The organism is Hyphomicrobium sp., assembly GCF_036262015.1.
Classification (GTDB): domain Bacteria; phylum Pseudomonadota; class Alphaproteobacteria; order Rhizobiales; family Hyphomicrobiaceae; genus Hyphomicrobium_C.
The window spans coordinates 310784-336414 of record NZ_DATAJR010000004.1; the positions used below are offsets into that span (position 1 = coordinate 310784).

23 protein-coding genes and 1 tRNA gene are annotated in these 25631 nt (G+C 62.8%); 8 read left to right on the forward strand and 16 right to left on the reverse strand.

The window, feature by feature from the left end; genetic code table 11:
* Positions 1 to 11 precede the first annotated feature (11 nt).
* Both VHO05_RS02470 and VHO05_RS02475 read left to right on the forward strand, forming a co-directional pair.
* Positions 12 to 1379, forward strand: coding sequence for a fatty acid desaturase family protein (locus tag VHO05_RS02470; RefSeq protein ID WP_329645028.1), 1368 nt, complete (start codon positions 12 to 14; stop codon positions 1377 to 1379).
* Between the two features lie 104 nt (positions 1380 to 1483).
* Positions 1484 to 1894, forward strand: coding sequence for a response regulator (locus tag VHO05_RS02475; RefSeq protein ID WP_329645029.1), 411 nt, complete (start codon positions 1484 to 1486; stop codon positions 1892 to 1894).
* Positions 1895 to 1897: 3 nt separating this feature from the next.
* Here VHO05_RS02475 and VHO05_RS02480 read toward each other — a convergent pair whose 3' ends face one another.
* The 3 genes from VHO05_RS02480 to VHO05_RS02490 all read right to left on the reverse strand — a co-directional run bounded on the left by VHO05_RS02480 (position 1898) and on the right by VHO05_RS02490 (position 5007).
* Positions 1898 to 3181, reverse strand: a complete 1284-nt coding sequence (locus VHO05_RS02480) for a glutamate-5-semialdehyde dehydrogenase (RefSeq protein WP_329645030.1) — start codon at positions 3179 to 3181, stop codon at positions 1898 to 1900.
* Between the two features lie 40 nt (positions 3182 to 3221).
* Entirely contained in the window at positions 3222 to 4382 is a 1161-nt protein-coding gene (proB, locus tag VHO05_RS02485) for a glutamate 5-kinase (protein ID WP_414653659.1), read from the reverse strand.
* A gap of 118 nt (positions 4383 to 4500) precedes the next feature.
* The gene (locus VHO05_RS02490) at positions 4501 to 5007 is read right to left on the reverse strand and encodes a hypothetical protein (RefSeq protein WP_329645032.1); all 507 of its coding nucleotides are present in this window, start codon (positions 5005 to 5007) and stop codon (positions 4501 to 4503) included.
* Between the two features lie 455 nt (positions 5008 to 5462).
* Between VHO05_RS02490 and VHO05_RS02495 the strand changes: the two genes are divergently transcribed.
* Positions 5463 to 6464: a hypothetical protein gene (locus VHO05_RS02495; protein WP_329645033.1), complete on the forward strand. Its 1002-nt coding sequence runs from the start codon at positions 5463 to 5465 to the stop codon at positions 6462 to 6464.
* A 135-nt stretch (positions 6465 to 6599) separates the two neighbouring features.
* Here VHO05_RS02495 and aguB read toward each other — a convergent pair whose 3' ends face one another.
* Together aguB and VHO05_RS02505 are read right to left on the reverse strand one after the other, a co-directional pair.
* The gene (gene aguB, locus VHO05_RS02500; RefSeq protein ID WP_329645034.1) at positions 6600 to 7460 is read right to left on the reverse strand and encodes an N-carbamoylputrescine amidase; all 861 of its coding nucleotides are present in this window, start codon (positions 7458 to 7460) and stop codon (positions 6600 to 6602) included.
* On the reverse strand, positions 7460 to 8470 hold the full coding sequence (locus VHO05_RS02505; protein ID WP_329645035.1) for an agmatine deiminase family protein: 1011 nt from the start codon (positions 8468 to 8470) through the stop codon (positions 7460 to 7462). The genes aguB and VHO05_RS02505 overlap by 1 nt, the downstream gene beginning before the upstream one ends.
* A 231-nt stretch (positions 8471 to 8701) precedes the next feature.
* Here VHO05_RS02505 and VHO05_RS02510 point away from each other — a divergent pair.
* Positions 8702 to 8776, forward strand: a tRNA-Gly gene (locus tag VHO05_RS02510).
* Positions 8777 to 8873: 97 nt separating this feature from the next.
* Here the strand turns inward: VHO05_RS02510 and VHO05_RS02515 are convergent.
* The 5 genes from VHO05_RS02515 to VHO05_RS02535 form a co-directional block, all read right to left on the reverse strand.
* Positions 8874 to 9065: a hypothetical protein gene (locus VHO05_RS02515; RefSeq protein WP_329645036.1), complete on the reverse strand. Its 192-nt coding sequence runs from the start codon at positions 9063 to 9065 to the stop codon at positions 8874 to 8876.
* A 117-nt stretch (positions 9066 to 9182) separates the two neighbouring features.
* On the reverse strand, positions 9183 to 9485 hold the full coding sequence (locus VHO05_RS02520; RefSeq protein ID WP_329645037.1) for a hypothetical protein: 303 nt from the start codon (positions 9483 to 9485) through the stop codon (positions 9183 to 9185).
* Between the two features lie 98 nt (positions 9486 to 9583).
* Entirely contained in the window at positions 9584 to 10891 is a 1308-nt protein-coding gene (locus tag VHO05_RS02525) for a sorbosone dehydrogenase family protein (protein WP_329645419.1), read from the reverse strand.
* A gap of 90 nt (positions 10892 to 10981) precedes the next feature.
* A complete protein-coding gene (locus VHO05_RS02530) occupies positions 10982 to 12013 on the reverse strand; it encodes an AI-2E family transporter (protein ID WP_329645038.1) in 1032 nt (343 codons plus the stop codon).
* Between the two features lie 132 nt (positions 12014 to 12145).
* A complete protein-coding gene (locus VHO05_RS02535; protein WP_329645039.1) occupies positions 12146 to 12511 on the reverse strand; it encodes a PRC-barrel domain-containing protein in 366 nt (121 codons plus the stop codon).
* Positions 12512 to 12719: 208 nt separating this feature from the next.
* Here VHO05_RS02535 and VHO05_RS02540 point away from each other — a divergent pair, with 208 nt between their 5' ends.
* From VHO05_RS02540 to VHO05_RS02555, 4 genes are all read left to right on the forward strand, one after another.
* Positions 12720 to 13058, forward strand: coding sequence for a hypothetical protein (locus VHO05_RS02540; RefSeq protein ID WP_329645040.1), 339 nt, complete (start codon positions 12720 to 12722; stop codon positions 13056 to 13058).
* Between the two features lie 1082 nt (positions 13059 to 14140).
* Positions 14141 to 15565, forward strand: a complete 1425-nt coding sequence (locus VHO05_RS02545; RefSeq protein ID WP_329645041.1) for an ATP-binding protein — start codon at positions 14141 to 14143, stop codon at positions 15563 to 15565.
* Entirely contained in the window at positions 15562 to 16179 is a 618-nt protein-coding gene (locus VHO05_RS02550; RefSeq protein ID WP_329645042.1) for a response regulator transcription factor, read from the forward strand. The genes VHO05_RS02545 and VHO05_RS02550 overlap by 4 nt, the downstream gene beginning before the upstream one ends.
* Before the next feature lie 97 nt (positions 16180 to 16276).
* A complete protein-coding gene (locus tag VHO05_RS02555) occupies positions 16277 to 16894 on the forward strand; it encodes a response regulator transcription factor (RefSeq protein WP_329645043.1) in 618 nt (205 codons plus the stop codon).
* 7 nt (positions 16895 to 16901) lie between these two features.
* Here the strand turns inward: VHO05_RS02555 and VHO05_RS02560 are convergent, their stop codons facing one another.
* From VHO05_RS02560 to ileS, 6 genes are all read right to left on the reverse strand, one after another.
* Positions 16902 to 18260, reverse strand: coding sequence for a glucose-6-phosphate isomerase (locus VHO05_RS02560; protein WP_329645044.1), 1359 nt, complete (start codon positions 18258 to 18260; stop codon positions 16902 to 16904).
* Positions 18261 to 18387: 127 nt separating this feature from the next.
* The gene (locus VHO05_RS02565) at positions 18388 to 19758 is read right to left on the reverse strand and encodes a pitrilysin family protein (protein WP_329645045.1); all 1371 of its coding nucleotides are present in this window, start codon (positions 19756 to 19758) and stop codon (positions 18388 to 18390) included.
* Between the two features lie 51 nt (positions 19759 to 19809).
* Positions 19810 to 21204 (reverse strand): pitrilysin family protein, encoded by a 1395-nt coding sequence (locus tag VHO05_RS02570; protein WP_329645046.1) that lies wholly within the window; start codon positions 21202 to 21204, stop codon positions 19810 to 19812.
* 224 nt (positions 21205 to 21428) lie between these two features.
* A complete protein-coding gene (locus VHO05_RS02575) occupies positions 21429 to 21908 on the reverse strand; it encodes a hypothetical protein (RefSeq protein WP_329645047.1) in 480 nt (159 codons plus the stop codon).
* A 58-nt stretch (positions 21909 to 21966) separates the two neighbouring features.
* A complete protein-coding gene (lspA, locus tag VHO05_RS02580; RefSeq protein ID WP_329645048.1) occupies positions 21967 to 22497 on the reverse strand; it encodes a signal peptidase II in 531 nt (176 codons plus the stop codon).
* A complete protein-coding gene (gene ileS / locus VHO05_RS02585) occupies positions 22494 to 25562 on the reverse strand; it encodes an isoleucine--tRNA ligase (protein ID WP_329645049.1) in 3069 nt (1022 codons plus the stop codon). Before ileS ends, lspA begins: the two co-directional genes overlap by 4 nt.
* Positions 25563 to 25631: the final 69 nt, after the last annotated feature.

The window sequence follows — 25631 nt, forward strand, 5'->3', positions numbered from 1 at the left end:
GGAGGTGACGGGTGAACTTTGTGTCCGAGCCCACAGCGCCGCTTCCAAAAAGCATCGAGGCTGACACCCAGCCGGGCGTACTGGATGCGGAGGCCGTTCGAGCCCTGAAGGCCCGGGACAACGCGACGAACTGGGTCTATTTCGTCCAGATCTACGCGCTCATCGTGGCCGTTATCGCCGGGGCGATTGCCGCCAACGATTGGCTCACGGCAAACGGCTTCGGTTTTGGCTGGATTGCTTCCGTCAACATCATTGCCGTCCTGATCCTGGGCGCCGCCCAACACCAGTTTGGCGGCGCGATCCATGAGGGTACGCACTTCCTGCTGTTCAAAAACCGCAAGCTCAACGAGCTGGCATCGGATTGGCTGGCAGCGTTCCCGATCTACACATCGACCTACCAGTTCCGCATCCACCACCTGGCGCACCACCAGTTCGTCAACGATCCGAAGCGCGACCCCGACATCGCCCAGCTCAAGGAGAGCGGGCACTGGCTGGATTTCCCGGTGCCTTCGATCGAGCTGGTTTGGGGATTTCTCAAGCGCCTCTCGCCCCTCAGGCTGCTGCGCTTCACGTTGTTTCGCGCCAAGTACTCGGCTGTCGGCTTCGACGGACACGCCTACATCGATCCCGACGACCAAAGCTCGAAATGGCCGTTACGCGTCGGCATTCTCTATGCGGTCGCTGCCCCGATCGCGACGGCAGAGACGATCCGGTTCGGAAATCCCACCATCGGCGTGTGGATCTTGATCGTGTCCACAGTTGTGGCGATCACTTGTCTGCTACTGACACCGGAGAAAGCCTTCAGCCAAACGCGCCTTGCGCCCGTCATCTCGCATCGCACGACCATGCTGAGCCGCGTGATCTATTTTGCGATCCTTTACGGAACCCTCACGGCGCTCACGGTCACGGACACGGCACCCGCGTGGCGGTGGTACACGCTCTATTGGGTCATTCCGCTTTTCACCTCGTTCCCGCTCTTCATGATGCTGCGCCAGTGGGTGCAGCATGGCAACGCAGATCGCGGGCGCTATACAAACACGCGCGTTTTCCTCACGGGCCCGATCGTACGCTACGCGATCTTTCCATGGGGCATGGACTACCATCTACCGCATCACCTGATGGCATCCGTACCGCACTACAACTTGAAGGATCTGCACGGGCTATTGCTGCGGGATCCGGTCTACCGGGAGAAGGGCGTTGTGTTGAACGGCTTCTTCCACTCCAGTGACGGCCCGTCTGCATTGCAGGCGCTGGGGCCGTCATATGCGCCGTCTCAGAGCGAGCGCGCGTACGTCGACAACGCAGCACTCGAATATGCGGAGCTTCGACACGCGTCGGACATCGCGGCAGAGGCTGCAGCGTCCGAGCGGTCGAGCTAGGCAACGATTTGGTAACCGCTCTCGGCGAATTGTTGGTGCGGGGACAATAGCGTTGAGCCGGACCCGCCTCGCGGCGGCAACCGGTTCCGGGAGCGGGACGGGTCATGAGGGCACGCCAGGATCTTGAGGTGCTGATCGTTGAGGATCGGCAGGTGATGCTCAAGATCATCCGGCGACTGATGGTTCAGCTCGGGTACGCGCGTGTCGACGAAGCCGCGAACGGCCTGCAAGCAATCGAGAAGATCCGACAGAAGCGCTACGATCTCATTCTGTCGGATTGGAATATGGACGGCATGAGCGGATTCGATCTCTTGAAGATCGTGCGTTCCGAACCGGAAACGCACGAGACGCCGTTCGTTCTTGTCACCGCCGAATCCAAGCCTGAGAACATTCTCGCTGCGAAGGCCGCAGGTGCGACCGGCTATCTGGTGAAGCCCTTCAAGCTCGACGTACTCGAGAAGACGCTCGACAGCGTGCTCGCCAAGAACGGCTTCGTGTCACTCGCCAGCGCGTGAAAACTACACCGGGCGGATCTGGCCGGTTCCACGTCCCACGTACTTGAAGCTCGTGAGCTGCTCGACGCCTACGGGGCCGCGCGCATGCAGCTTGCCCGTGGCAATGCCGATTTCCGCGCCGAAGCCGAACTCGCCGCCGTCTGCAAACTGTGTCGATGCGTTCCAGAGCACGATGGCGCTGTCGACTTCGTTGAGGAAGCGCTGCGCGGTGGCCTCGTCCGACGTGATGATCGCGTCCGTGTGCTGCGAGCCGTATTTCGCGATGTGCGCGATCGCCTCGCTGACGCCGTCCACGGTCTTGACCGCAATGACGGCGTCGAGAAATTCGTGGCCATAGTCGCTCGGTTCGGCAGCTTTCACACGCGCGTCCGCCGCTTGGGTGTCGGCATCGCCGCGCACTTCCGCACCCGCATCGAGCAGAGCTTTCACGAGTGTCGGCAAGTAGGAAGACGGTGCCGTCTTGTCGACGAGTAGGCACTCCGTCGCGCCGCAGACGCCGGTCCGCCGCATCTTCGCGTTGACCACAACCGATCGAGCCATGTCGAGATCTGCTTTCGCATCCACGTAGGTGTGGCAGATGCCTTCCAAGTGCGCGAACACCGGTACGCGCGCCTCATCCTGCACACGCTGCACGAGGCCCTTGCCGCCGCGCGGAACAATGACGTCGATTGCGCCCCCGAGACCCTGCAGCATGTGGCCGACGGCGTCGCGGTCCGTCGTCTCCACGTATTGGATCGCAGCTGCAGGCAGCCCGGCGGCGGTCAAGCCCTCGACGAGGCAGCGATGAATGGCGAGGCTCGAAAGATGGCTGTCTGAACCACCGCGCAGGATCGCCGCATTGCCCGACTTGAGGCTCAGCGCCCCCGCGTCGGCCGTCACGTTCGGCCGGCTCTCATAGATGATGCCGATCACGCCGATCGGTACGCGCACGCGCTGGATGTTGAGCCCGTTCGGGCGTGTCCAGTCGGCAAGCACGGCGCCGACCGGATCGGCGAGCGCTGCGATGTCTTCGAGACCTTTGGCGATGCCCGCGACGCGCGTCTCGTTCAGCACCAGCCGGTCGACGTAGGACTCGATCCGTCCGGCAGCCTTCGCGGCCGCAACGTCCTTCGCGTTGGCGTCCAGGATCTTCAGCGTGTCGCGCCGAAGCGCCCCCGCCGCAACGGTCAGCGCCTTGTCCTTGGCTACACGTGGGGCGAGCGCGAGCTGGCGGGCCGCATCGCGGGCCGCCACGCCGATGCCGCGCATCAGGGTGCCAAGAGTGTCGCTGTCGGTTGCTTTCTGCATCGTTCTGTACTTCGGAGCCTGAATGTCTTCGGTCAATCCGCTATTTGCGGTGAAGCGCCATGTCGTCGCGGTGGATCAGCTCTGGACCGCCCTCGAATCCCAGGATTTCGGCGATCTCGGAGGACTTCCGCCCCAGGATACGGGCCGCGTCACCCTTCGCATACGCAGAAAGCCCCCGTCCCAGTTCACGTCCGTCCGGCGCGCGGATGATTACGGCGTCGCCGCGCTCGAATTCGCCCTCGACGTGCGTCACACCGGCAACGAGCAGACTCTTGCCCGCAACGAGTGCCTTCTCCGCGCCCTCGTCGACGTGCAGCGTGCCGCGCGACTCGAGCTGACCCGAGATCCAGCGCTTTTTGGCTGTAACCGGGTCCTGCTTCGCGAGGAACCAAGTCACCTTGCATCCTTGTGAGATGGCGCGCAGCGGGTGCAGCACCTTGCCGGTGGTGATGACCATGTTCGTCCCGGCGCCGAGCGCGATACGCCCGGCCTCGATCTTGGTCTTCATTCCGCCCTTGGACAGCTCCGTCCCGGCGTCGCCGGCCATCGCCTCGATCTCGGAGGTGATCTCGGTCACGAGCGGAATGTGCTGGGCGTTCGGATTCTCGTTCGGCGGCGCCGTGTAAAGCCCGTCGATATCCGAAAGCAGCACGAGGCAGTCGGCCGACACCATGCCCGCGACGCGGGCCGACAGCCGGTCGTTGTCGCCATACTTGATCTCGGCCGTTGCCACCGTGTCGTTCTCGTTGACGACGGGAATGGCCTTGAGGGCGAGGAGCGTCTCGATGGTGTGCCAGGCGTTGAGGTAACGGCGGCGCTGCTCGGTGTCGCCGAGCGTAAGTAGGATCTGCGCGACCGTGAGCCCCGACTGGGCAGCCAGCTCCTGGTAGGCGTGCGCCAGGCTGATCTGCCCCACGGCGGCGGCGGCCTGCGATTGCTCGAGTTCGAGCGCGCCTTTCGGCAGGCCAAGCTTATGCCGCCCGAGCGCGATCGAGCCGGACGAGACGAGCACCACGTCGCGGCCCTGCCGGACAAGCTCCGTCACGTCGTCCATGAGCGACGCCAGCCAGTCCCGCTTGAGCTGGCCAGTGTCCCGGTCGGTCAGTAGCGCCGATCCGATCTTGACCACGATCCTTCGGGCCCGCGCCCATTCGGGACGAGCAAGAGAGGGTGCGGCGGCAGTGGCAATAGGCTGGGACATGCGGGCAGAGGGATGGGGTTCGCGCTGACGGGATTGAGGTGCGCTTCCCTACCACAGCCCGGCCGCCTTCGGCGAGATACCGATTGGCGCGGTTTACGAGGGTCTAGCCCTCGGAATTTCAGCCTCCGCCAGCCTCGGAGAGGCTTTTGGCCAAGGTATCCGCCGCCGGCACGCCGAGCTTGTTGTTCTTGGCGAGCCAGTCGCCGGCGGCCTTCATGCGCGCCTTGGGGGCGGCGTCGTCCTTGTCGGCAATGCGCGCCAGATAGAAGCCTGCGCCCGTCCGCGCAGCCGACCAGCGGGCGCCGTCCCAGGCCACGAAATGCACAATATCGCCCGGCTTGGCCGCGCCGCCTTGTTTGATGACCAGCGTGCCGGTGTTGCCGTCCCACTCGAACGTGGCGCAATCGCCGTCCCACGTCAGGAACGCGACCGTCGCCGACGGATCGCCCGGCGATTTGCCGGGCTGGCTGAGCGAGAGGTTGGCGCCGACCCACCGTGCTGACACGTTTTCTCCGGTGCACGTTTTGAAGTTGAGCTTGTTGTCCTCGTAGGCGAGCGTCTTAGCGGCAAGCGGCGTGGTCGCTCCGATGAGAGCGGCGGCGAGAACAAGCATCCGACAGGTCATGAGCATCTCCAGTTCGCATTGGCGGATGCGGACGTTCTGACACGCGGACGAGAGCCCGGAGAAGGCCGCAAAACCCCATAGGGGCTGACACTTTTGTGAGGCGCCGTGAGATCCGGGACGATGAGGCAAGCGATGCAGGAAGCTCTGCCCAACGCGCTGCCGATCTCTCTCTCAAGAAGCGGGGAAACTCACGCCTCATTGCAGCGCGTGTGCACACGTTAGGCGGATCGAAAAGAGTCCGAACCTCAGAAGTTCGTTTATCGAAACGGCTTAACGCGAGCGCGAAGTTGCTGAATTGGAGACTCCGTTAGTTCAATGATTTTACTTTGAAATATTGTTGTTCCAAAGTCTTTCAAGTGTAGCCTCAAGATAAACGAAGCAGTATGATGCTAGCGTTGTTTGCATCGCACCAAACAACGCCACTGACATCCCAAACCACAAAAAATGGAGTTCTCATGAACCTCCAAGAGCAGAGATTTGCCTGCTTGCGGATGGCGATGGAGCTCGGCTGCAAAGCCGACACGATCGTTCATCTCGCAAGGCAAATGAGTGAGTTTATAGAAGGAGCGCCGGCCGCTCCGACCGCCGCAGCAGCCGTCGAGGTTGCTCCGGTGGTCGAGATCGCGCCCGAGGCGGAAGCGCCTCGCGACGCGATCGCGGCATGCGGCACGGCACTCGCCGAGCCGGTCCTAGCTCCGGAACCCGAAGCGCCTGCCGAAGCCGCGGCCGAAGAGGTCGCTGCTGAACCGGCCGCAGAAGCAGAAGCCGAAGTCGCCGAAGCGGCGGCGGAAGCGCCTGTCGTTGCGGAAGAACCTGCTGCGGAAGCCGCCCCCGAGGAGGCAGCCGCTGCACCGGTTGAGGCAAGCGAAGGAGCGGAAGCACCCGCTGCTGCCGTCGAGGCCGCCGCGGAAGCCTCCGAGGAGGCCCCGGCTGCGGAAGTCGCTGCTGAGACCACGTCTGAGGCGGCGCCTGCCGCTGCCGACGCTCCCGCGGAAGCCGCACCGGCTGAGGAAGCCCCTGCCGTTGAGGCTCCGGTCGAAGCGGCACCTGAGGAAGCCGTCGCTGAAGCTGCCGCGGAGGAACCAGCTGTCGAAGCTGCTCCTGCAGAGGCAGAAGCTGCAGCGGCTGAGGAAGCCCCTGCTGCTGAAGCCGCAGCTGAAGCAACGGTGGAACCTGCTGCGGAAACGCCGGCTGAAGCCGCACCTGCCGAAGCCGCCGCCGAGGCACCTGCTGAAGAAGCTCCTGCCGCTGTAGAGGCCGCGCCGGAAACGGTTGCGGAAGCTGCTCCGGACGAGGCGCCCGCCGCCGAACCCGAGGCTGAGAACGCTGAGGAGACAGTGGAAGCAGAAGCCGCAGCCGAAGAAGAAAAGTCGGAAACTGAGGTCGCACCCGAGGCGATCGCCGCACTGAATGGAGCAGCAGAGCCAGCCGCGGCTCCCGTTGCACCGGCTGAATAAAAAGAAACGAGCGCACGTCGAGCCGTCTTTGCGCAGGGACGGCAAGAGGGAAGATACGGTTCAAGATTAGGAGGGCGGGCTGGCTGTGAGGCCTTCAGCCAGTTCGCTCGACACCAAAGGCCAGATCAGCCTGACCTAGATGATGCTCTGCGCGTAGAGGTCCGTGCGCCGGTCGCGGAAGAAGCCCCAGTCAGCGCGATAGCTCTCGATCAGCGTCAGGTCGAACGTGTGCACGAGCACGCCTTCGTCCATTGCGCCGAGGCGCTCGACCAGTTCGCCGCGATGATCGGCGATGAACGAATGCCCATAGAACTTCTGCTTCACGCCCTCATTGTCCTCGATACCGATGCGGTTCGCCGCCACGATCGGCACGGCGTTTGAAACCGCGTGCCCTTGCATGGCGCGCTGCCACTGCAGATGCGTGTCGAGCGACGAGTCATACGGTTCCGATCCGATGGCCGTCGGATAGAACAGCACCTCGGCGCCTTCCACCGCCATGGCGCGCGCCGTCTCCGGATACCACTGGTCCCAGCAGATACCGACGCCGATATGCCCGCGCTTTGTCTTCCACGTCTTGAAGCCGGTGTCGCCGGGCCGAAAGTAGTACTTCTCCTGGTAGCCGGGCCCATCCGGGATGTGGCTCTTGCGGTAGACGCCGAGGATCGCGCCATCCGCATCCGCGATCGCGACGCTGTTGTAATAGCGCGGCCCATCCTTCTCGAAGAACGAGATCGGGATGACGACGCCCAGTTCACCGGCGAGCTTCTTCAACGCGAGAACGCACGGATGCTCGTCGACCGGAAACGCGGTCTCGAACCACTTCGGATCCTGCTTAGTGCAGAAGTAGATGCCCTGGAACAGCTCGCTCGGCAGCACAACGTCGGCGCCGCGCTGGGCAGCCTCGCGCACGAAGCGTTCCGTCTTCGCGATGTTCGCCGCCATATCGTCGCCGTAGGACGTCTGGATGCTCGCGACCGTGATGCTGCGATGCTTCATTAGAGAGGTTCCTGCTGGGTGATGCAGTGGAAGGAGCCGCCGCCGGCTTCGCCGCAGCCGAGCAGGCCGCGCGAGGAAACACCGACGACTTTGCGATCGGGAAACACGGCTTGCAAGGCCTTGAGCGCCGCATCCTGCGTCGGCGTGCCATAGACTGGCACCACCACGACGCCGTTGGCGATGATGAAGTTCATATGCGAGGCAGGCGAGACCTCGCCAAGGGCATTGCGGTAAAGGCCCACACCCGGAATGCGGATGACGTCGAGCTTGCGGCCGGCCGCGTCCGTCGCCTCGGAAAGCCGGGCGGCGATCGCGTCGAGAATGGTGGCGTTTGGATCGTCGGGACCGGCGGCCGCCTGACACACGACGCGGCCCGGCGCGACGAAGCGGGCGATGTTGTCGATGTGCCCGTCCGTGTGGTCGCCGATGAGGCCCTCGTCGACCCAGATCAGCTTCTTGGTGCCGAACGCGTCGCGCAGCGCGGCTTCCGCCTGCTCGGCGGTCCAGCCGTTGCGGTTCGGATTGAGAAGCGTCTGCTTGGTGGCGAGCACGGTCCCTTCGCCATCGTGGTCCACCGCGCCGCCTTCGAGCACGAAGTCGAAGCGGCGGATCGGCGTGCCCGCCATCTCGGCTACGGTATCTCCGACTGTAAGGTCGTCCGGCAGGTCGTACTTGCCGCCCCAGCTGTTGGTCTGGAAGCGCAGCGCCACGCGATCGTTGCCCGCATGCGCGAAGATCGGTCCCGTGTCGCGCAGCCAGATGTCGCCGTACTTGGCCGAGACCAGCTCCACCTCGGTGCCGACCGCAGCCAAGGCCGTCGACGCTGCTTCCTCGCCGTTGACGAGCAGCCGCACCGCGTTGCTCTCCGCTAGCACCTTGACGAGCGCGGCCACGTCGCGGCGTGGCGCGGCGAGGTCGTCGTTCCACTCGGAAGCATCGGCGGGCCACGCCGTCCAGATCGCGGCCTGGGGCGCCCACTCGGCAGGGACGACGGTCGTCGTGTCGGTCATGAAGCTCGTATCCTTCGCGCGCGGTTTTTTTTCCGAGGAGCGGTCATGCCCCTTAGAACGTGCCATTGCAATAATTCAGTGAAGGTTGAAGCGGTTGCGGGTGCCGCAGCGCTATATGGGCGGTATCGCCCGCTTCACAAGAACGGGCAAACCCTCTACAAGATGGCCAGGCCGAGCCGCCATCGAGACTGGCGGCATTTGTCGGTCAACGCATTGATAACGATGCGGAATGCGGGTGTAGTTCAGAGGTAGAACGTCAGCTTCCCAAGCTGAATGTCGAGGGTTCGATTCCCTTCGCCCGCTCCAGTCCCCGGCTCGTTTCCGAGTCTCGGCATTGTCACCGCTGACAAACCTTTCTTGTTCTCACGCCTGCCAATGCCGCTTCGGCCGCCATCCACGGTCACTATTTGCTGACAGCATACCAGCGCATGCACTCGTAGCTTTTGATCGAGCTCGGGAAGGGCATACGCGCGAGCTTCTCTTTGAGATCCCAAACGTAGGATTCGCAGGCCGCAACGTCCGGAAACTGGCGCGGGTGTTCCTCACGGTCCTTTCCATTGATTTGCAGAACCATGAAAAGCGTTGCTGCGTCCATGTGCGGATTCCCCAGCGATGCGTTGAGGACTGACAGATCATTTCGGCCGGACAATGACGAAAGCCCCAGAGGGCTTGCCTCCGAGGCTGCTGCCTGTGTGAGGCGGGATGCTCGGCCCTACTTGTTGCCGGGCAAATCCTTCATCGCCTTGCCGGTGAGGCTGCCGTCATCGGCTTTCGCCGTCGGCATGGAGGTCGAGCCACCGCCGGTAACGCCCGGCGCATCCTTCATCGCCTTCGCGGTGAGGCTGCTGTCGTCGGGCTTGGCCGTTGGATTGGCGGTCTTGCCGTTGTTGGTATGGCCGGGGAGATCATGCATGGCTTTCCCGGTCAGGCTTCCATCTTGAGGCACGGGGGCCTGAGCCAGCGCGATCGAGGAGGATGCGGCCAGCAATACTGCCACGAGGAGGGGCTTCGTCATTGTCTTCTCCAATCTGTAGGACGAGCGAGTTGCCGTGCGCGCACATGGGATGTACGGCGGAGAAGATGGTGGGTTTCAAACGAGAGGACGTGATCGGGCTAGGGTTTGTCCGCGCTTGCAGGCGTGGCAGGCATCACCCGCCAGACGATGTTGCCCACGTCGTCCGCGACGAGCAGCGCACCCGCCTTGTCGATCGCAACGCCGACAGGGCGCCCGAGGGCCTCGCCCTTGTCGTTCAGGAAACCTGTCAGGATGTCCTCAGGCTCGCCCGCGGGTTTGCCGTTTTTGAAAGGGATAAAGATCACTTTGTAGCCGCTCGGAGGCTCGCGGTTCCACGAACCATGCTGTCCGATGAACACGCCGTTTCTCTGCCGTTCCGGCAGCAGCGTGCCGCCTGAGAATGTCAGACCGAGCGAGGCCGTGTGTGCGCCGAGTGCGTAGTCGGGTACGATCGCTTTTGCGACGAGCTCCGGATTCGGTGGCTTAACGCGCTCGTCGACATGCTGGCCGAAGTAGCTGTAAGGCCAACCGTAGAAGCCGCCGTCCGCAACGGACGTCAGAAAATCCGGTAGGAGGTCGTTGCCGATCTCGTCGCGCTCGTTGACGACAGTCCATAGTTCGCCCGTCGAGGGCTCCCACCCCATGCCGTTGGGATTGCGCAAGCCGGAGGCGAACACTCGAGTGCTTCCGCTCTTGAGATCGACCTCAAGGATCGCAGCGCGGTTTTTCTCCGCCTCCATGCCGTTCTCGGCAACATTGCTGTTCGAGCCGACGGTGGCGAACAGCTTTGTACCGTCCTGTGAAGCGATGATGTTCTTGGTCCAGTGGTGATTGAACGGCAGGCCCGGAAGAGCGGCGACTTTCACGCCTGCCTCTTTGATCTCGGTCTCGCCCTCTTTGTAGGGGAAGCGCACGATCGCGTCCGCATTGGCGACGTAGAAGTCTTGTCCAATGAGCGCCATTCCGAACGGCGAGTGCAGGCCCGAAAGAAATACGGTGCGCGTCTCTGCGACTCCGTCGCCGTTGTCGTCGCGAAGCAGCGTGATGCGGTCTGCGCTCGATACGCCCGCTCCGGCGTACGTCATGACCTTGCCCATGACCCAGCCGGCCACGCCTGACTTCCCGCCGCTGCCCTCGGGCTTGTTGGTTTCCGCAACGAGGACGTCTCCGTTGGGAAGAACATAGATCCAGCGCGGATGATCGAGCCCGCCTGCAAGGGCACCAACAGCGAGTCCTTGCCCCGCCGTCGGCTTGCCGCCTTCAGGCCAGCCAATCGCCTTCGCAACTTTTACGGTCGGAATGGTTTGCGCTTTGGGTTCGGGCAAGGTGGGGTTCGGTCCTATGGTCGCGGACTCCGGCAGAGAGGAGTCGTCTCCGCAGGCCGAGAGCATGAACCCGGCGAGCATCGCAAGGACGATTGGCAGCGTTTGCACGTAGAGCCTCCCACTGAGATGCGGGATTCCTACGACGCCCGCTGATAGTTCGAAGTTCCAAGTTTATTCGACGTTGGCCTTACGCTCCCGTTCGGCCGGAATCTCGACGGCCTTGCCAAGCGCCTCGCGGACGTAAAGCCGCCGCACGGCAACGTCCCCGACAATGGCGAGCGGATAACCCAGCACGAAGCCGAGCGGCCCGAATAGCAGTCCCATCGCGACGGTGGCAAAGAGCCCCACGGCCGCAGGCATCTCCACGACGCGACCGACGACAAACGGCATGATGACGTTGTTCTCGAGCTGCTGGACGATGATAGCGACCGCCAGCGCCCAGAGCGTAACATCCAGCCCTTGCCCTGAGGCGAGAAGCAACGCGGGGATGGCGCCGAGGATCGGTCCCACGATCGGAATGAACTCCAGCACACCCGCGATCAGTCCCAAGGCGAGCGGCGAAGGTACGCCGACGAGCCCCATGCCGATGCCGGTCAACGTTCCGACGATGGCCATGGCGATGAGTTGGGCCTTGAGCCATCGCGAAAGCGCGAATCCGCTGTCGTCCACGGTGGATGTCACGATGGTGTGCCAACGCTCAGGGAAGAGCGTGATCAGTCCGCGCCGGTAGATGTCGGGCGAGGCCGCGAGGTAGAGGCCGCCGACGACAGAGAGCGCAAATCCGGTTACAGCCGCGACAACGCTCGAGCCAATCGACATAGCCCCCGATGCAACCGCGCCGAGCATGGACCCGCCGAAATTCTTCGAGAGCGAGTCGAGCTGGAATTGCTGCGCCAGCCGGGCAAAGGCGGCAGGTGCAGTCTGCACGAGATAAGCTGTCTGGTTTGCCAGGCTGGTTCCGAACTGCAGAACGAGTCCCGAAAGTAGGAGGACGATGGCCAAGACAACAATGACCAGCGCCCACGGCCTGCTCATGCCGGTCGTCTGGACGAGGGGCGCGCTCATTGCGCGAAAGGCAACGGCAAAGAGCACAGAGGCGAAGATAAGCAACAGAAGTTCGGAAAGAGCCCACAGCGCGAGAGCGAGCGCGCCAATGGCAAACACGGTGAGCACACGGCGAATGAAAACCCATTCGGACATCATGATCGCTTGCTCTAGTCCACGCGGCGGCGCCCCACGAAAAACTCGAATGTGCGAGAGGCTCGCGCGGAACGGGATCCACACGAGCCTCCACAGATGTTGAACGCTGATTGGCTGGAAGGGTTCCGGCGGGCGTTAGTGGGCCCAATAGGTCGGCGCGCCATAGTGCTCGTGCGTCCGTGTCTCCCACGCGCGATCGGTCCACGAGTCGTCGCTGAATTCGGGAGCATTGCGCAGCTGGGACTCGGTAATGCCGGTTCGGTATCCAGCGACCTGCGTGTCGTATTTCAGGGCCGTCCATGGGATCGGATAGTGGCTATGCGCAAGCCCCAGGATGCCGCCAAAACTCATCACGGCATAAGCAACGCGACCTGTCGTCTTTTCGATCAGAAGGTGGTCGATCTCGCCAATGACCTCGTCGTCGGCGCCGATGACGTCCGTGCCGTGGACGTCCTCGCTGGAAATCAGGCGATGATCGGGGTGTGCGGTGGCTCGAGCCATGGGTGTCCTCCGTATTGTGATCCGGTTGTTGCCGATTGCTTCATAAACCGCCGCCAGCCGCTTTTTGTTTCACTTGAAAGCTTTGCGTAGCTGCAAGTGCGCATGGCAGCGAAACTGCACTGCGGCCGAAAGCCCGGGAACTTGAGGCGCGTGCAAAGGTTATGGCCGCAGGGGAGGATGTTTACCGCGACCACCTGGAGAAGAAAAAATGACAATGAAGAAGCAGATGATGATCATGGTCCTCGCGACATCTGTCGGTGCCATCGGCTCTGTGTCGGTGATGGCGCAGGCGCCCGGTAAGCTTGACAACCAAAACGCCGTGGCGGACCCCGCCAAGCCGAACTCTGGCCCGGGTGTTCAGGGCGCTCCCGATACGCGCACAGGACCTGCAACACGCGCGCCGGGCGGCGCATCGACCGAAGGTATGTCGACGGGTGAAGGCGGCGCCACCACCACCCCGAGCCAGGACTCGAGCGGCGTGGAAGGTATGCCAGGCAACAAGAGCGGCCCTGCGACGAAAGCGCCATCTGATGGCTCTGCGCGGTAACGCACAATCGCAAGCCGCTTATGTGAAGGATCGAGAGTTTAACTTTCGATCCTTTTCGTTTGGCGTTGGCCTCCTACAGCATATCCCGCGAACGAGGATCGCTCTCGCGGCGATCCTCTTCTTCTGGAGGTCCATATCGAGGCAATGCCCCCGGGCGACGCGAGTTCCTCGCGTTCGCCATTGTCGATTTTAGTACGACCGTCACGGAACCGTTCGCTGCGCATCGCCCTTTACGAAACAGGAGAGGCAGCGTTGAGCGAATGAGGGAAGCACCAATTTGCAATGTCTTCCAAGGAACTGTCCTGCAGCCGGCAAGTTGGAAATTAGAGGCGTGCGAAAGGAGTAGGCGCCCAAAGGAGAGAACAATGGAGAGAGAGTTTGGAGCAGAAATCGTGAGGTCCTTCGGTACGCATTTGAAGCGTACTTACCAGCTTGATGAGAGCGACCTGCCGCGAGAAATTGTGGTTTGCCTGGAGAAGCTGCAGGACGCTGAGCATCGGATTTCGCCCATGGGCGCATCCCGGCCGTCAGAGGATCAAGACCAGGCTCGAAGATAGGGAGGAGCGGACAAACGCTCCCTTCCGGCGAGGGACCCCACTCGGCAACTACCCAACACCGACGAAAACCAGCAGATGGCCCCGGGGCAGTGCAAAGCCGTCCGATCCCGCCGGTAGATCTAATCCCGGCGCACGGGTTCCCACGGACGGATCGTGGCAGTCGCGGCGCGCTGGAAGCACATTGCGAAACCCCAGGCCAAGCCTTGGGGTTTTTTCGTGAGCAAACGCACCAAGGCCAGCTTCACGCGCTCGCGATAGCGGATGCGGAAATGGGTGGTACCGCCCCTTCACATCGGGGGTGTTCACGACCCGAGGGGCGGCAAAGGGGCATGGGCCAGCGGACTTGCTTACCGAGCCCGCGGAATATGCTGGCTGGCCCTTGCACGATGCGACATTTTATAACATAGGAGATGTTACCTTGTAACATCGAAAGTTTCCATGTCCGCCCCACCCCTTCTTTCCCAGCTCAACCGGGTCTTTATTGCCGTGCCGCCGCATGCCTCGAGAAGGGGACCGGAATAGAGAATGTCGTTGCGCAGATACATTGGCCTCGTCAGTCCTTTCGGACCCAGCAAGTCTGAGTCCCTGAGCGCCACCCTTATTCGCAATATTTCGGTTGTGCTGGCGCTGACGCTGATTTTCAGCGTTGTGCTCACCTATTGGCAGGCGGCAAACAAAGTCGAGACCGAGGTCGGCGCCGCGCTCTCCATTGCAGAGAAGACGGTACGCAAGGTGATCCAGGAGATCGCCCACGACGAGGATCCGCGTCTCCAGCTCGTGCGTCTCGTGCGCGTCTTCGATGGCAACCGCCACGTGAGGGCGACGTTCGTCGAGCCCGAGCCGATCGGCGCGCGCGTATCGAGTTTCGTGGCGCCTGCCGAAGAGTTGCCGGAATGGTTTTACGCCTTGATGGCACGACCGGCCGAAGTCATCCGCATTCCCTTGCCGGATGGGTTGGCGAACTTCGGCACATTCGAGCTCGAATCCGAGCAGCGGGGCGAGGTTGGCGAAGTCTGGGACGATTTCTTGCTGAAGCTGGCCATGCTGACCGTCTTCTGCGCGCTCGTCGCGACGCTTGTCTACATTACGGTCGGCCGTGCGCTTGAGCCGCTACCCAATCTCTCCAAGGCCTTCGAACAGCTTGGCGGCGGCGACTACTCCGTTCGCGTGGCGGAGAGCGGGCCGACTGAACTCGCGAAGCTCTGCACGGGCTTCAACGAGATGGCAGACCGCCTCGGTCTGATGGAAAAGCGCAACCAGCAGCTCAACGAGCAACTCGTGACGGTCCAGGAGGAAGAGCGAGCGGATCTCGCCCGCGACCTGCACGACGAGGTCAGTCCGTTCCTGTTCGCCGCCGATGTCGATGCGTCGAGCATACGGCAGATGGCCGACAGAGACGTCCCCGATCCCGCGGCCCTCGCCGCGCGCGCCGACGCCATCCGTGAAGCCGTCGCGCACATGAAGAAGCATGTGAAGTCGATCCTTAACCGCCTTCGCCCTGCCGTGCATCTCGAACTCGGCCTCGCCAACGCCATCGAGACGCTTGTGGTTTCGTGGCAGTTCCGCAATCCCGACGTTACCTTCAACGTCGACGTGACCGACCGCGGATGCGGCCAGAAGCTCGATACCGTCATTCATGGCATCGTGCGCGAGGCCATCGCCAATGCGTTCAAGCACGCCAAGCCGACCGAAATCGATGTCGAGGTCACGCGCGACGCTGACGACAATGTTCGCGTCCTCGTTCGAGACGATGGCGGCGGGCTGAAGCCTGCGAGTCTGTCGAGCGGCTTTGGTCTCATCGCCATGCGGGAGCGCGTCACCGCATTGGGTGGAACGCTTGATATTCAGAACAGGAAAGATCGCGCCGGAGTTGTTGTGGACGTCCGGCTCCCGATCCGTGAAAGTTATGCCGCTTTCGACGGGTCGGCCGATCCAGGGGACAACGTATGAAGGTACTCGTCGTCGATGATCACGCAGTTGTGCGGCAGGGGGTTCAGCGCCTTCTGTCGACGCTGCCGAATGCCGTTCTATTCGAGGCTGCGACGGCCCACGAGGCGCTTGCGATTGCGCGCAAGGAAAATCCGGACGTGGTCGTTCTCGACATCAATCTCGAAGGGGCGAGTGGACTTGAGCTGCTTCGCCGGTTCCGCATCGAGAGTCCGTCCGCGCGCGTGTTGATGTTCAGCATGCATGGCGAGCCGATCTATGCCAACCGCGCTCTCAAGGCGGGCGCCTACGGCTATGTCTGCAAGAGCGCCGGCGCCGACGAACTGACGACGGCCGTTCTGCGCGTTTTCGAAGGAGAGCGCTATCTCGACAGCACTATGGCTGGCGAATTGGTCATGAGCAGCGTTCGCGCCGAGGATCCGTTGCGCAAGCTCACGAACCGCGAGATCGAGATTCTGCGTATGCTCGGGGAAGGCAAAAGCCTGCAAGGCATCGCGGATGCCATCGGCATTGCCTACAAGACCGTTGCGAACTCCTGCGGCCGCATCAAAGAAAAGCTCGATCTGCCGCGCACATCCGACCTCATTCGCTTCTCCATCGAGAACCGCCGCAATTGACCTTGGAAACCATGCTGACCAATATCGGGAAATAGTCCCGCCTGTTTCCCGGGAATTTCGGATGCTACCTTTATGAGGCGCAAGGAGGCGAGTGCACATGAAAATCCTGGTCGTCGATGATCACGCCATTGTCCGCGAAGGCGTCCGCCGCCTGCTCGCGACCATCTCCGGCGCTGAGATTCACGAAGCCGCCACGGCCCAGGATGCGATGACCCTGTCGCGTTCGGTTAACCCTGACGTCACTGTCTTGGATATTAATCTCGACGGATCGAGCGGGCTCGAGCTGCTGCGCCGCCTCAAGGCCGAGAACGGTGCATCGCGCATCGTCATGTTCACGATGCACTCTGAGCCGAGCTATGCGATGCGCGCGCTCAAGGCTGGTGCGGCGGGATATGTGAGCAAAAGCGCTGACGCTGGAGAGCTGGTGACGGCGGTCAAGAAGATCGCGTCGGGCGACCGTTACCTCGATCGCACCATGGCGAGCGATCTGGTATTCAGCTCGTCTTTCTCGGAAGACCCGCTGCAGAAGCTGTCGAACCGAGAGATCGAGATCTTGCGCCTTCTGGGCGAGGGCAAGAGCCTGGCGGAAATCGCGAGCACGTTCGGCATCGCCTACAAGACCGTCGCGAATTCCTGCAGCCGGTTGAAGGAAAAACTCGGCGTCGAGCGGACCGCAGATCTCATCCGCCTCTCCGTCGAGCGCCGCATCCAATAGATTGGATCTAACGCGCGAGACGTTCCCGCGTCAGCGTCTTGGCCAACTCGACGGCTGGCTGATCGAACGGATCCAGGTTCAATAACCGTCCGGCCAGGATCGTCTCGACCATGAAGTGCATGAGCAGCGCGCCCATCGAGCGCTCGTCGAGCGTGTCGAGATCGAAGGTGCGCACGGGCCGCCCGGCCTGCGTCAGGGCTTCGGCGATCGCGTGCGCCTGGGCATCCACGACGTCTCCGATTGTTTTGCCCCCGAGGAAGCTCTGACCCGCGAGCTTCGCCATTTCGGCGTCGAGTTTCGGGCCTTGCCCTGCGCTCGCGACCCGCACGACCGTGACAGCGATCTCGCGCGGCCCATCCATGAAGAGCTGAAGCTGACTGTGCTGATCGACCGGACCGATGGCGGGCACGGGCGTGGTTCCTTCACCGCCCTTGCCGAGGCTTTCGGCCCACAGCTGCACGTACCAGTCCGAGAAGCGTCCCAGACGGTCGTTGTAGGGCATCAGCACGAGCGTGCGGATGCCGCGCTCCTTGGAGAGGCCAATGGCCGTCGCCGCACCGATCGCCGGAGCGAACGCAGCGGGGAACGAGCAAGACACGAGGTTGTCGATCACTTCGCGCGCGCCCGCGCGGATCTTGCGCGCATCGAGCCCGCGCGCCATCGCCGGCATCAGGCCCACGTTCGTCAAGCAAGAGAAGCGCCCGCCGATCCCTATGTGATGCTCCAGCATCGGGATGCCGAGGCTGCCAAGCAGGGCACGAAGGCCATTGGTTTTGCCCGGCTTGTCCGGCTCGGTGATGCCGAGGAACATGTCGGGAATGCGCTTTTCGAGCCCTGCCTCTTTAACGGCGGTCAGGGTGATCAGAAGCTGCGCCAGCGTTTCGGTCGTGCCGCCCGATTTCGACGTGACGACAAAGCGCGCCTTTTCGAGATTGAGCCGGTTCAGACCGGCAGAAAGCGTCACCGAATCGAGATTGTCGTAGAAGCGCGTGCGGGGCCTGACGCGCTTGGGCTCTGAGCAGCACGCGACGCCAGGAAGCCCCCAGCCGCCGAGCTGGGCCAGCGTCTGGCCGCCGAGACCAGAACCACCCGTGCCGAAGAAGACGATCGTCTCGGCTCCGTCCGACAGCTTGTTCAAAGCCGCCTCGGCCGCATCGAGGTCCGCCGTCTCTTCCGAAATTTTCAGCAGCGGCAGCCGTCCGCTGGCGTAGTCCGCCTTGAGATCGTGCAGGGCCGGCCCGAGCTTTTCGAGCCAGCGGCCGAGCTCACCCTCGGTGAGACCGTGCGCGCCGATGGCACCCGAAAGGCATCCGGCGATCGACTGGCGATAGGGAGCGGTAGAGGAGGCAGGGAGGGGCTTGTTCATGGCAACCCGCATAACCGGCTGAAGGGAAGGGAGTTCCGCGGGAGGCGTAGCCGTTTTCGTCGCATCCGCCAAGGCCGATGTCCTCTCCCCGTTCATGACGGGGAGAGGTGACTTCCGGAAGGCGGAATCAGCCCTTTTTGTCGGCAGTGGCCGTCGCCGGCTGGCCGACGATAGTGACGATGAGGTCGTTAGTATCGAGCAGCCGCTTGGCGACGCGCTTCGCGTCCTCGATTGTCAGCGCCTCGATCATCTTGTTGCGCTTGTCGATGTAATCCGGGCCGAAATCGTCTTCCAGGAGGCCCAGGAGCTGGCTCGCGATCTTGGAGTTGGTATCGAAGCGCAACGCGTAGGAGCCGATCAGATACTTCTTCGCGTTCTCCCACTCCTCCGGCGTCGGCCCTTCGTCGGCAACCTGCTTCAGCTCCTTGCGGATGAGATCGATCGACTGCGTGATGGCGTCGGCCCGCGTGGCAACACCACCGGAGAAAATCGACGTGTGCTTGAACGGCTGGATGTAGCTGTACACCGAGTAGGCGAGGCCACGCTTCTCACGCACCTCTTCCATCAGCCGCGAGGCGAAGCCGCCGCCGCCGATCAGCTGGTTCAGCACGAATGCGGTCATGAAGTCCGGATCCTTGCGCTGCATGGCCGGCAGGCCGAACATCGCCACGGATTGCGGAACTTCCATCGTGATCCACTTCTCCTTGCCGCCCGCAATAGGCTTCGTCTGCGGCACCGGAGCAAGATCGGCCTTCTCGGGGAGATCGCCGAAGACCTCGTCGAGAAGCTTCCCGAGCTGCTCCGGCGTGATGTCGCCGACGGCGACCACCTTGAGATTGCTGCGCGCGAAGTTGCGCTTGCGGAAGGCTTCGAGGTCGTCGCGCGTGATCGTGCTGACGGACGCTTCCGTGCCCTGCGACGGCCGCGCGTAGGAATGTCCCTGGAACGCGGTTGCGAACCATTCCCTGGCCGCAACCTTCTCGGGATCGCGATCGGAGTAGACGAGGTTGGCGAGAAGCTGGCCGCGGATGCGCTCCACCGCGTCCTGATCGAAGCGCGGCTTCGTCAGCGCGAGCTTGAGCAGCTTGACCGATTCATCCCGGTTCTCGGTCAGCGTCTCGAAGTTGCCGTAGAACGCATCTCGGCTGTCCTCGAAGCGCATGCGCATCGCGAGGGTTTCCATCTGCTCCTGGAAATCGCTCGATTGGATGTCGCCCGCACCTTCATCGAGCATCGCGGAGAGGAAGTTCGCGACACCGTCCTTGCCCTCCGGATCCTGGGAGTTGCCACCCTCGAACGAGAACTTGAGTGCGAGCAGCGGATTCTCGTGGGCTTCCACCAGCCAGGCTTTGATGCCGCCGGGGCTTTTAACTTCTTCGATTTTCATGGCGTGTGCGGGCCTGGCAAAGGAGACGACGAGAGCAAGCACGAGGACAGTCAGCGACATCGCCATGTCGATACGGGCGACACGTGCGATCGAGCGGCGGAACATATCCATTGAGCGGTCCTTGCGACGGGTGCTTCTGTCGGGAAGCACAACAAACAAACGTTATGAGCGGCTCTTGGGCGCTGGCTGCTCGGCGTGGGTGGGCCCTTCGGACGGCGTGAGATAACCCGTCACCGACCGCTTGAGATCGAGATAGGCGTTCGCTGCCCGCTTGATGTCGTCAACCGTCACCTTCTTGAGCGCGTCCGGCCAGCCCTCGATCTGCTGCACGGTACGGCCAAGCGCGAGGCCCCAGCCGTAGCGGCGAGCCAGAGAAGCCTGGTCGTCGTTCTCGTAGATGTAGTCGGCGATATAGCTCGAGCGGGCGCGATTGAGCTCAGCCTCGGTCACGCCGTTCTCACGGATCTCAGCCAGCACCTTGTCGATGGCGGCTTCAACCTTCGGAAGGTCGTCGCTGCCCCCCGCGGCAATGGCGTAGAGGCTGATCGTGCCGTAGTCGAGACCCGAGCCCGAATAGCTGCCGCCGGCCGACGAGGCGATCTTGTCCTCGACGACGAGGCGCTTGTAGACGCGGCTCGTCGGGCCATCGGCGGCGATCTTCATGAGAAGATCGAGCGCTTCGGCTTCACCCGGCTTTGCGGTCATGTAGCTCGGCACGACGTAGTCGCGGTGGAACGAGGCCTTGCCTGCGCGCGGATCGGAATACTCAACGCGGCGTGCAGCCCGCTGCGGCGGATCCGTCGGACGCTCGCGCGTTGCGCCCACCGTCGGATTGCGTGGGATCTTACCGTAGGTTTTCTCGGCAAGCGCCTTGACCTCATCGGCGGTCACGTCGCCGGCCACCACGAGCACGGCGTTGTTCGGCGCATAGAAGTGCTTGTAGAAGGTGAGCGCGTCGTGCGGAGAAAGCTTCGCCATCTCATGTTCCCAGCCGATGACCGGGATGCCGTAGGGATGCGAGTAGTAGAGGGCCGCGTTCATCTGCTCGTCCATGATCGCGGCCGGGTTGTTCTCGATGCGCGAGCGGCGCTCCTCGAGGATGACGTCACGCTCGGTCAGCACCTCCTTCTCGGTCAGGCGCAGGTTGACCATGCGGTCCGCTTCCATGTCCATGACCGTCTCCAGACGGTCCTTGGAGATGCGCTGGAAATAGCTCGTCACGTCGTGGCCGGTGAACGCGTTGTCCTGGCCGCCGAGGCGCGCAACGATCTTCGAGAACTCGCCGAGCGGAATCTTGTCCGTCGACTTGAACATCAGGTGTTCGAGGAAGTGCGCGATGCCAGAGACGCCCTTGGGCTCGTCTGCCGCGCCGACCTTGTACCAGATCATGTGCGTGACGACCGGCGCGCGGTGGTCGGGAATGACGACGACCTGCAGGCCGTTGTCGAGGGTGAATTCAGAGGTGCGGGGTTGAGCGTGAAGCTGTGACGGTGCGATAGCGAGCATGATCGAGCCGATCCAGGTGAGAAGGCGCAGAACGCCCGGTGAATTCATCATATGATCCTCGGTGGCGAGAGATCGCGCGGGGGACGCTAGCTGTCCGGCGCCGACCGGCAACGCAAAAAACGAATGCAGCAGATCTCGGCATTCGGGGGACTGTTGTCAAATGACAACGAGTTCATGTCGCGGTGATTTTGGGCTGCGATGAGCCGTATAAGAAATTGTAATGTCTAAATAAACGCGACCGATCCAAAAACGCGTGCGGAGCTCAGTCCCGCAGCTCACTGGTCTTCGCCCTGGTCCGCGTCGTCGCCCTTGTTCCACTGCTGAATGGCGGTCAGGACGGACGCGCGGCACGGACCCAAAGGACCGGCGGCTTGATCGGCATTCTGGTCGCCGTGGGCCTGTGCGAGCTCGTAGTTCTTCTTGCAGTACTCGGCCTGCTGGCGTTCGAGCTCCGCGCGCGAGGTCTTCTTGATCTTGTCGGGATCCTGGAGCGACGCGATCTCGGAGGTGGCGACCTGGCTCTCGGGTGGCGCGCCGGGTTCCGGAATACGCTCCGTGTTGGGCGGCATGACGAGCGGCGCACGCGCCGCTATTTTGGGATCGCCGCCACTGGACTTTTGACCATTGAGGCCGACGACATCGAAAATCTTGCCGTTGAGCTCGACATCATCCGCAGAGCAGCCGGCAATAGCGAGCGCAAACGGAACAGCGAGCACACGCCCGAGGAACGCACGGCTGGTCAAGCATTTGGACATTGTCAAAATCGCCCGCCCCCTGTTTTTCCGATCGAGTCTCGCACCTTAAGGTACGGAGCTACATCGGCTTTGCGGCGTCTTTGCGACTCCCTGCAAACGAGTCATACAGGAGGGCCGCTACCCCGGCAACAATGGCCACATCGGCGATGTTGAACACGTACCAGTAAAACCCGAACGCGTGCAGAGAGAAGAAGTCTGCAACCCCGCCGATCAGGATCCTGTCGAGGCCGTTGGCCAGAGCCCCGCCGATGATCAGGCCAAGCGCCCAGGCCATGATACGGCCCGTTCCGGCAGCCGCCAGCCACGCCCAGAGCGCCGTGGACGCGACCACGGAAAACAAAGCTAGAACAAGCTGCCACGTGTAGGTTGACCCGTCGAACAGCGAGTAGCTGATGCCGGTATTCTTAACGAAAACAAGGTCGAAGAAGGGGGTGATCGTGACCCGCCCTTTCTCGGCGATTCGATAGCCGAGCAGCATCCACCACTTGTGGACTTGATCGATCACAAAGGTCGCCGCCGCCACCTTAAGCGCAAGGGCGGAATAGGGGCCCCAAATCCAGCTCGACGTCTGGGCTTGCTCGACCGTCATGCGCTTGCCCTGGCGTCGAGTTCACGTACGGCAGCCGCGTCGCGCGCGGAGAGATCCGGATAGTCCGGGTCCGAGCCGACATCCGTCGTGATCCGCCATGAGCGTGCGCACTTTTGGCCTTCGGCGCGATTAACCACCACGCCAACCCCCGGCACGTCCGGCAGCGTGAACGCACTGGCGGGCGGGACCTTGCTATGGAACGTCGCCGCACTGGTGATCGAGATTTCGGCGAGATCGATGCCCTGGATCGCTTCCAGCGTGGCCGCATCCGTCACGAAAATCTCGGGCGCCGCTTCGAGACTCGAGCCGATGCGCTTCGCCGCGCGTTCGATTTCGAGAGCGCCGGTCACGACGCGGCGCACGTCGCGTACGCGCTCCCACTTTTCGGCCAGCGCATCGTCGCGCCAAGCCTCAGGCACCGTCGGGAACGTTTCGAGATGCACGCTACGCTCGGCCCCGTAGCGATGGATCCACGCTTCTTCCGCCGTGAACGACAGGATCGGCGCCAGCCACGACGTCACGCAGCCGAAGATCTGGTCGATCACGGTGAGCGAAGCGCGCCGCTTCACGCTGGAATAGCTCTCGCAGTAGAGCGTGTCCTTGCGGATATCGAAGTAGAACGCGGAGAGCTCTGTGTTCATGAACGGCGACAGCGCGGCGACGACGCCCCGATAGTCGTAGGCGGCATAGGCGGCGCGAACCTCCGCATCGAGCTGCACGAGCTGATGCAGCATGAGGCGCTCGAGCTCCGGCAGATCCGCACGCGCCACCCGCAACTCGGGTGAGTAGTAATGCAGCGCGCCGAGCATCCAGCGCAGTGTGTTGCGCAGCTTGCGATAGGCTTCCGCGCCGGACTGCACGATCGCGGGGCCGAAGCGGATGTCGTTCGTCGTGTCGGCCGAGGCGACCCAGAGGCGCAGAATGTCCGCGCCCGACGTTTTCATCACGTCTTGGGGAGAGAGGACGTTGCCCTTCGACTTCGACATCTTGTCCTCGCCCTTCTCGTCGAGGATGAAGCCGTGCGTCAGCACCACGTCGTAGGGTGCGCGGCCGCGCGTGCCGCAGCTCTCGAGCAGCGACGAGTGGAACCAGCCGCGATGCTGGTCCGAGCCTTCGAGATACATCACGCGATCTGGGCCGCCGTCTCGCACGCGGTTGATGCCGACGAGCCCGGGGAACTGGTCCGGATCGTCGAGCACGAAGGCGTGCGTCGAGCCGGAGTCGAACCACACGTCGAGAACGTCGCGCACCTGCTCCCAGTCCGCCGGGTCGTATTTCGGCGCGAGGAAACGCTCGGCCGCGCCGGCCGCGAACCAGGCATCCGCACCTTCCTTGGCGAATGCGTCCGCGATGGCGGCGTTGACCTCTTCGTCGCGCAGGATGTCGCCTTCGATAAAGCTCCCGTGGTCGCGCTTTGCAACGAAGACGGTGATCGGAACGCCCCACGCGCGCTGACGCGACACCACCCAGTCCGGGCGGTTGTCGATCATGCCGGTGATGCGGTTCTCGCCAGCTTCCGGCACCCACTCCGTCGCTTGGATCTCGGCGAGCGCGACCTGCCGCAGCGTGCGGTTGTCGTCGTCAAAGCCCTTGTCCATCGCAATGAACCACTGCGGCGTGTTGCGGAAGATGATCGGCTTCTTCGAGCGCCACGAATGCGGATACTGATGCTTGAGGCGTCCGCGCGCGATGATGTTGCCCGCTTCCGCCAGTGCCTTGATCACGGCGTCGTTGGCGTCGCCCTTGTCGCCGTTCTCCTTGAGCACGCGCTTGCCCGTGAAGCCCGGCGCTTCCTTGGTGTAAACGCCGTCCGCATCGACGGTGGTCGGGATCGTCGTGTCGATGCCGCGATCGCGCAACGCCTTCTGGTTCGCGATCCAGATGTTGTAGTCGTCCGCGCCGTGGCTCGGCGCCGTGTGCACGAAGCCCGTGCCCGTGTCGTCGGTAACGTGATCGCCGTCGAGCAGGGGAACGTCAAATTTGTAGCCGAGCGAGGCGAGGGGATGCCTTGCAAAGCTGAGGCTGAGATCGTCAGCGGTAACCGAGCAGCGACGCTCAAACGCCTCCACCTTCGCGGACTTCATGACATCCGCCGCAAGCTTGTCGGCAAGAATGTACTTGTCGCCGACCTTCGCCCAATTCTGCTCAGGAGCAGCCGTGACCTCGTAAAGACCGTAGTCAATCTTGGACGAGAAGCTGATCGCGCGGTTGCCTGGCAGCGTCCACGGAGTCGTCGTCCATATGACAACCGATGCCTTCATCAACTGCGCCAACTCTGCGGAGACCGTTGGCGTGTCCTGAGACGGCTCAAGCTTCATTACCGGAGATAGGAAGGCCTTGATCGGAAACTTCACCCACACCGCGTCCGACTGATAGTCCTGATACTCGACCTCGGCTTCGGCGAGCGCCGTCTTCTCGACAACGCTCCACATCACCGGCTTCGAGCCGCGATAGAGCAGGCCGTTGGCGGCGAACTTCATCAGCTCGCGCGCGATGGTTGCTTCCGCTGCGTAGCTCATCGTGAGGTAGGGGTGGTCCCAGTCGCCGATCACGCCGAGGCGCTTGAACTCCTCGCGCTGCACGTCGACCCACTTCTCGGCGAACTTGCGGCACTCGTCCCGGAACGCGTTGATCGCAGCCGGATCGGAGAAGTTCGGCTTCTCCTTACCCTTGGCGCGGTAGGCCTCCTCGATCTTCCATTCGATCGGCAACCCGTGGCAGTCCCAGCCCGGCACGTAGTTGGAGTCGAAACCCAGCATCTGCTGCGACTTCACCACGAGATCCTTGAGGATCTTGTTCAGCGCATGTCCGATGTGGATGTGGCCGTTGGCGTAGGGCGGGCCGTCGTGCAGCACAAACTTGGGGCGCCCCTTCGAGGCCTCGCGCAGCTCCTGATAAAGATTACGCTCCTGCCAGCGCTTGAGGATCTTGGGCTCGAGATCGGGCAGCCCGGCGCGCATCGGAAAATCCGTCTGCGGTAGGTTGAGCGTCTGGCTCCAGTCCCGCCCTTCGGCGCCAGCTTGGCCTTTCGCCTCGTCTCCGCCCTTCGCACGTGTGTCCGTCACGCCGTTGCCCTTTGCGATCTATCGTCTGCTCGTCCGCTGATTTGCTGGGGTTCTAGCAACATGAAGGCC

Excerpts from the sequence above, each read along its gene's own strand:
- VHO05_RS02490 (WP_329645032.1), bottom strand. The coding sequence starts at position 5,007 with ATGACCTGTCGGATGCTTGTTCTCGCCGCCGCTCTCATCGGAGCGACC.
- VHO05_RS02565 (WP_329645045.1), bottom strand. The coding sequence starts at position 19,758 with ATGGATATGTTCCGCCGCTCGATCGCACGTGTCGCCCGTATCGACATG.
- proB (WP_414653659.1), bottom strand. The coding sequence starts at position 4,382 with ATGTCCCAGCCTATTGCCACTGCCGCCGCACCCTCTCTTGCTCGTCCC.
- VHO05_RS02495 (WP_329645033.1), top strand. The coding sequence starts at position 5,463 with ATGAACCTCCAAGAGCAGAGATTTGCCTGCTTGCGGATGGCGATGGAG.
- VHO05_RS02475 (WP_329645029.1), top strand. The coding sequence starts at position 1,484 with ATGAGGGCACGCCAGGATCTTGAGGTGCTGATCGTTGAGGATCGGCAG.
- VHO05_RS02545 (WP_329645041.1), top strand. The coding sequence starts at position 14,141 with ATGTCGTTGCGCAGATACATTGGCCTCGTCAGTCCTTTCGGACCCAGC.
- VHO05_RS02505 (WP_329645035.1), bottom strand. The coding sequence starts at position 8,470 with ATGACCGACACGACGACCGTCGTCCCTGCCGAGTGGGCGCCCCAGGCC.
- VHO05_RS02535 (WP_329645039.1), bottom strand. The coding sequence starts at position 12,511 with ATGGCTCGAGCCACCGCACACCCCGATCATCGCCTGATTTCCAGCGAG.
- VHO05_RS02550 (WP_329645042.1), top strand. The coding sequence starts at position 15,562 with ATGAAGGTACTCGTCGTCGATGATCACGCAGTTGTGCGGCAGGGGGTT.
- VHO05_RS02515 (WP_329645036.1), bottom strand. The coding sequence starts at position 9,065 with ATGGACGCAGCAACGCTTTTCATGGTTCTGCAAATCAATGGAAAGGAC.
- VHO05_RS02560 (WP_329645044.1), bottom strand. The coding sequence starts at position 18,260 with ATGAACAAGCCCCTCCCTGCCTCCTCTACCGCTCCCTATCGCCAGTCG.
- VHO05_RS02530 (WP_329645038.1), bottom strand. The coding sequence starts at position 12,013 with ATGATGTCCGAATGGGTTTTCATTCGCCGTGTGCTCACCGTGTTTGCC.
- VHO05_RS02575 (WP_329645047.1), bottom strand. The coding sequence starts at position 21,908 with ATGTCCAAATGCTTGACCAGCCGTGCGTTCCTCGGGCGTGTGCTCGCT.
- VHO05_RS02520 (WP_329645037.1), bottom strand. The coding sequence starts at position 9,485 with ATGACGAAGCCCCTCCTCGTGGCAGTATTGCTGGCCGCATCCTCCTCG.
- lspA (WP_329645048.1), bottom strand. The coding sequence starts at position 22,497 with ATGACGGTCGAGCAAGCCCAGACGTCGAGCTGGATTTGGGGCCCCTAT.
- VHO05_RS02540 (WP_329645040.1), top strand. The coding sequence starts at position 12,720 with ATGACAATGAAGAAGCAGATGATGATCATGGTCCTCGCGACATCTGTC.
- VHO05_RS02570 (WP_329645046.1), bottom strand. The coding sequence starts at position 21,204 with ATGATGAATTCACCGGGCGTTCTGCGCCTTCTCACCTGGATCGGCTCG.
- VHO05_RS02525 (WP_329645419.1), bottom strand. The coding sequence starts at position 10,891 with ATGCTCGCCGGGTTCATGCTCTCGGCCTGCGGAGACGACTCCTCTCTG.
- aguB (WP_329645034.1), bottom strand. The coding sequence starts at position 7,460 with ATGAAGCATCGCAGCATCACGGTCGCGAGCATCCAGACGTCCTACGGC.
- VHO05_RS02480 (WP_329645030.1), bottom strand. The coding sequence starts at position 3,181 with ATGCAGAAAGCAACCGACAGCGACACTCTTGGCACCCTGATGCGCGGC.
- VHO05_RS02555 (WP_329645043.1), top strand. The coding sequence starts at position 16,277 with ATGAAAATCCTGGTCGTCGATGATCACGCCATTGTCCGCGAAGGCGTC.